General features: G+C 68.9%; 7 protein-coding genes. 5 read left to right on the forward strand and 2 right to left on the reverse strand.

The window, feature by feature from the left end; all coding sequences use genetic code 11:
* Positions 1–63: 63 nt before the first annotated feature.
* The 3 genes from D456_RS0123055 to D456_RS0123065 all read left to right on the forward strand — a co-directional run bounded on the left by D456_RS0123055 (position 64) and on the right by D456_RS0123065 (position 1301).
* Positions 64–720, forward strand: a complete 657-nt coding sequence (locus D456_RS0123055) for a recombinase family protein (RefSeq protein WP_017578543.1) — start codon at positions 64–66, stop codon at positions 718–720.
* Complete coding sequence (locus tag D456_RS0123060; RefSeq protein WP_017578544.1) at positions 717–914, forward strand: hypothetical protein; 198 nt, start codon at positions 717–719, stop codon at positions 912–914. Before D456_RS0123055 ends, D456_RS0123060 begins: the two co-directional genes overlap by 4 nt.
* Before the next feature lie 72 nt (positions 915–986).
* On the forward strand, positions 987–1301 hold the full coding sequence (locus D456_RS0123065) for a hypothetical protein (protein ID WP_239643904.1): 315 nt from the start codon (positions 987–989) through the stop codon (positions 1299–1301).
* Positions 1302–1681: 380 nt separating this feature from the next.
* On the opposite strand, the gene D456_RS0123070 is transcribed toward D456_RS0123065, so the two are convergent.
* Positions 1682–2092: a hypothetical protein gene (locus D456_RS0123070; RefSeq protein ID WP_017578546.1), complete on the reverse strand. Its 411-nt coding sequence runs from the start codon at positions 2090–2092 to the stop codon at positions 1682–1684.
* 223 nt (positions 2093–2315) lie between these two features.
* Here D456_RS0123070 and D456_RS0123075 point away from each other — a divergent pair, with 223 nt between their 5' ends.
* Entirely contained in the window at positions 2316–2456 is a 141-nt protein-coding gene (locus D456_RS0123075) for a Rieske 2Fe-2S domain-containing protein (RefSeq protein WP_017578547.1), read from the forward strand.
* Between the two features lie 195 nt (positions 2457–2651).
* Here the strand turns inward: D456_RS0123075 and D456_RS0123080 are convergent, their stop codons facing one another.
* Positions 2652–3530 (reverse strand): LysR family transcriptional regulator, encoded by an 879-nt coding sequence (locus tag D456_RS0123080; RefSeq protein ID WP_026116154.1) that lies wholly within the window; start codon positions 3528–3530, stop codon positions 2652–2654.
* Positions 3531–3602: 72 nt separating this feature from the next.
* Here D456_RS0123080 and D456_RS0123085 point away from each other — a divergent pair, with 72 nt between their 5' ends.
* The gene (locus D456_RS0123085) at positions 3603–4556 is read left to right on the forward strand and encodes a DMT family transporter (RefSeq protein ID WP_275040502.1); all 954 of its coding nucleotides are present in this window, start codon (positions 3603–3605) and stop codon (positions 4554–4556) included.
* The last annotated feature ends 55 nt before the right edge of the window (positions 4557–4611 follow it).

Consider the following 4611-nt stretch of genomic DNA (forward strand, 5'->3'; position numbering starts at 1 on the left):
GTCGTTCGACCATCGACATGGGTCCAGGCTACAGAGAATCCAAATGAGATGACCTCTTAGGGGATGGACACCGCCCCCGCCCCTGCGCTCCCGGACGATCCGCTCGCCCCCGAACCCGCCCACGGCGGCGGGGCGCTGATCGGCTACGCCCGCGTCTCCACCCAGGGCCAAAAGCTCGACCGCCAACTCGCCGCCCTCAAGGCCGCCGGGTGCTCCAAGATCTTCGCCGACAAGAAGTCCGGGAAGAATGCTCAGCGCCCCGACCTCAAGGCCTGCCTGGCCTACTTGCGCCCCGGCGACACCCTCGTGGTCCCCGCGCTGGACCGGTTGGCTCGTTCCCTGGCCGACCTGATCACCCTGGTCGGAGACCTGCGCCGCGCCGGGATCGGCTTCCGCTCCCTGCACGAAGCCCTGGACACCACCACCCCTGGCGGCCGGTTGGTCTTCCACGTCTTCGCCGCCCTGGCCGAGTTCATCCGCGAACTCATCGTCCAGGGCACCAAGGAGGGCTTGGACGCCGCCCGCACCGCAGGCAAGCGCCTGGGACGGCCCCCGGCGATGACCCCGGAACAGATCCGCCACGCCCGCGACCTGCTCACCCGCCCCGACAACTCGGTGGCCTCCATCGCCCGCCTGCTCGGCGTCAGCAGGTCGACCCTGTACAAGCACGTGCCGGAGCTGTCCGGCGGCCGCCACGCCCGCCTCCTGGAGAACCCGTGACCCCCACCCCTGTTCCCCGCTTGCTCACCGCCGCCCACCACCTGTTGGAGAGGGCCGGGGAGCTCCCGCCCCTGACCGTCGCCATGACTCCCGGCGCCGACCTCACCCCGCCGGTGACCCTCAGCCCGGCCACGAACCTGCCCTCCGAGGACCAGCACGCCCTGGTACACGCCATCGCCCGCGCTCACCGGTAGTCGGCCCAGCGGCTCAGCCTTGCTGACGGATGGAGCGCCAAAGGCACCGTGGACGGGGTCCGCGTCGAGGTGATGTCCGCCCCTGGGCCCGGCGCCGGCGGGAAGGTGCTGCGCCATCCCGACGCCTCCACCGCGGCGCACGCCGCGCTCCTGCATGGCCTGGTCGACTGGGCGGACACGCTCGACGGCGGCGTGCGGGAGCTGGACGTGATGGAGGAGGCCGAGGACGGCGCCGGGCTGTGGGCACTGGTGCGGGTGCACGAGACCGACCTGAAGGCGGTGCTGGACGCACACGCGGTGATGAGGGTCCCGGCTCCCCACGGGTGGTCGGGCTATCGCGCCGAAGGCGTTCTTCCCACCGGGCACCGGCTCATGATCAGCGTCTGAGGCACCACCGCGCGCACCCCGAGGAGGAATCTGGTGTCCCTGTTCATGGTCCTGGTCAACCGCAACCCTGACCAGCCCGCCTACCCTCGCTGCTCGAAGTGCCACCATGTGGCCGACCCGCACGGCCCCGCCCCGGGGACCATGCGCCTGCACCTGTCGGTGAACCAGACCCACGGCCGCGAGGTCACCCCCACGAGTGGATCTGCCCGGCCTGCGGGCACACCGCGCCGTTGTCCACCGACGACTACGCCCCCGCGACCCAGGCCCACCGGTGCCGTCGCTGGTACTGCCGCCTGCCCTGGAACGCCCCGAGCGAGGTGAAGAGACCGGCCTGCCCGCGCTGCTACACCCGCCTGCGGTGAGGCGGCAGGGGTGGGATATCAACGCATGGCCAGGACCTCGGGGGCGTACTTCGGGTGTCGGTCGACCCAGGTCGGCCAGTGGCGGATGTTCTTCACCGGATCGTCGAACCCCAGGCGGGCCAACCTGTTCCTCTCGCGGACCAGACGGCGGCATTCGTTCACCACACGCGAGCTCGCGACCAGCTCTTCCCAGGTGGGCAGGCGCCGGAGCTTCACCTTCGAGCGGGCATCGGAGCGCAGGTCGGCCAGAATCGCGGGGATCTCGGTCTTGTACACGATGAAGCCGCTGCGGCCCCCGCACGTGGTCATGACGGGGTCCTCGGCGTTGTCGTTCACAGGGTCGTAGAAGTAGGTGTTCTTGGGGAACCCTGTCCCGCGCGAGATCCGAACTCGGCCCTGCACCCAGTCGGGGCCGTGCCGGTAGTACATCGCCGCGTAGGGCCCCCCGTGAGCCAGAAGGCGTAGGGGGACAGCACCTGGATTCCGCAGAGGGAGCCGCGCTCATCGCTCATGAGCCGATTCCACCACACCAGCGTGCCGACCAGTCTGAGTTCACGAACCCCGAGCTCGCGGGTCACGTCCGTGAGGTCACGGCTCTACCGCCAGATCCTGTAGTAATCCTCCTCGACCCCCCAGGCCGAACTGCACCCACATGGGCTGCCGGCTGGCCTGGAACGCGACGGAGACCAGCTGGGACTGCCCCTGCCACGGTTCCCGGTACGACACCGACGGCAGCATCCTCAACGGCCTGGCGGTCACGCCCCTGCCCACCGTTGACCTCGACGACGCCTGACCCCACCACCGGGCCCGGCGGCGAGGGGCGGGGCGGCCCGGACACCCGCAGGAGCCCGGGTGTCCGCCGGAAGCGCGACCGACGCGACCAGTCGTGGTCCGACCGCGGGCATCACCGGAACGGGAACCGCGCCCCTCCCCGACCCGCTGGGCTCGGACACCACTCGGGAGAAGCGCCTCGACTGTTCCCGCCGGATCAGTCCACCAAGCACGCTTTGAGGGCTTGGAGAGCCAACGAGGCGGTCTGGGCCCTCTCCAGAAGCAGGATGTCGCGATGCAGTTCGGTGTCGAGTCGCCCGTAGGTGATTCTCGGATCGCTGCTGTCAGCCGGGATCGGCACGCACGCGACGGCCAGGCCCTCTCGCACCAGCGCGAGCTGGGTCAGATGGTCGGCGACATGGAACGACACGTCGAGCTCGACGCCGTGCCGACGTGCGACCTGCTCGATGGCGGTGTGGGCGTCCGAGTCCTGGGCACAGGTCGCCCAGCGCTCTCCGGCCAGGTCACGAATGCTAAGAGGGGCGTGGGACCGCAGAGAATGGTCGCCCGGCATCGCGATGAACAGGGCTTCTCGTGCGATCTGTTCTGCGACCACACTCGTCGGCAACCGCAGAGGGGAGGCGCTCCAGGACTCGGCGAGCACGAGATCGACGGCCCCGGCCGCGAGGCGGGCGAGATGATCGGTGGTCTCCCCGTCCTCGACGGAGACCCGCACGCGGGGGTACTCACGGTGAAACGCGGCCAGCTTGGAGCCGAGCACGCTTCGGATGGCGGAGGCGATCGCCGCGACACGCAGATGACCGACGTAGGTCTCGTCGCGGTGAAGATCGTTCTCCGCCTGCTGCATGGCATCAGCCATCTGCCGGGCGTACCCGGCGAGCACCTCGCCCTTCGCGGTGAGGCGGAGGCCGCGCCCGTCCGGCACCACGATCTTCGTCCTCGCCTCGGCCTCGATGCGCCGCAACTGCTGTGACACAGCGGGACCGCTCATGTGCAGTACCGTCGCGGCCCGGGTCACCGACCCCGTCCGGGCCACGGCGTCCAGTACGCGGAGACGGTCCCATCCCATAGTCATAAGGAATTCTTAACATAAATGAGCAGAACTATGAAGTAGTGCTGACTCCGGGTGTGAACCTACCGTCGAGTCATGTCTTCTGTCGCTCCACGCTCTCCGCACGGTGCATCCCACACTGGTCGGACGGTAAGAAAAGACGGCCCCGTCGTCGCGTCGTCTCTGGTCCTGGCTGGAGCGCTCTGCCTTTCGGTTTCGGCGATCCTGGTGAAACTGGCCGGCGTCGATGCCGCCACGACCGCGGTGGCACGGTGTGCGATCGCCGTGGTCGTGCTGATCCCCCTGGCGCTTCGGGAACGGGCGCGGGCCGGGACCCTGTCACGCGGCGGTGTGCTGTGGTCCCTCGCCGCCGGGGCTGCGCTGGGCATTGACTACGCCGCCTGGACCGCCTCGATCTACCACGTCGGCGCGGGGATCAGCACCCTCCTCATCAACGTACAAGTCGTGGTCCTGCCCGCGCTGGCCTTCCTCGTCGACCGGGAGAGGGTCACGACGCGCTTCATCATCACGCTCCCGCTGATGCTCATCGGGATCAGCCTGGTCGGCGGGCTGTGGAACGCTTCCCTCCGGGGTCCGGACACGAGTACCGGTGTGCTGCTGGGTGTCATCGCGGGTTGTGGCTACGGCGTGTACCTGTTCGTCACCCGCCGAGCGACACGACGCGACCCGGGCCTGTTCGTTCAACCGCTGACATGGGCGTCGGCCTCCGCCGCGGCCGCCACCGTCATGGTCTCGCCCCTCTCCGGCGGCATCCAGCTGAGCGGGATCTCAGTCCGGTCGTGGGTGCTGCTCGGGCTCCTGGCGGTACTCGGCCAGGTGGTCGCCTGGTTGTTCATCCACCACGGCAGTGTCTTGTTGCCGTTGACGACGACCGGTGGACTGCTGTTGATCCAGCCGATCCTCGCACTCGGCCTGTCCGCGCTGATCTTGGGTGAGCATCCCACGTTCCTGCAGTTGGTGGGAGCCGCAGTCGTGGTCACCGGTGTCGCTATAGCAAACGGCCTGCTGTTTCGAAACCGCACGCACTAGTAGTACTTTGTTAACTCGTGTCGGGGGTGCTGCTGTGCAAGCGGTTGGTGACAGG

This window comes from Nocardiopsis kunsanensis DSM 44524 (assembly GCF_000340965.1).
In the GTDB taxonomy this organism is placed as follows: Bacteria; Actinomycetota; Actinomycetes; order Streptosporangiales; family Streptosporangiaceae; genus Nocardiopsis; species Nocardiopsis kunsanensis.

Excerpts from the sequence above, each read along its gene's own strand:
- D456_RS0123070 (WP_017578546.1), bottom strand. The coding sequence starts at position 2,092 with ATGTACTACCGGCACGGCCCCGACTGGGTGCAGGGCCGAGTTCGGATC.
- D456_RS0123085 (WP_275040502.1), top strand. The coding sequence starts at position 3,603 with ATGTCTTCTGTCGCTCCACGCTCTCCGCACGGTGCATCCCACACTGGT.
- D456_RS0123055 (WP_017578543.1), top strand. The coding sequence starts at position 64 with ATGGACACCGCCCCCGCCCCTGCGCTCCCGGACGATCCGCTCGCCCCC.
- D456_RS0123065 (WP_239643904.1), top strand. The coding sequence starts at position 987 with ATGTCCGCCCCTGGGCCCGGCGCCGGCGGGAAGGTGCTGCGCCATCCC.
- D456_RS0123075 (WP_017578547.1), top strand. The coding sequence starts at position 2,316 with ATGGGCTGCCGGCTGGCCTGGAACGCGACGGAGACCAGCTGGGACTGC.
- D456_RS0123080 (WP_026116154.1), bottom strand. The coding sequence starts at position 3,530 with ATGACTATGGGATGGGACCGTCTCCGCGTACTGGACGCCGTGGCCCGG.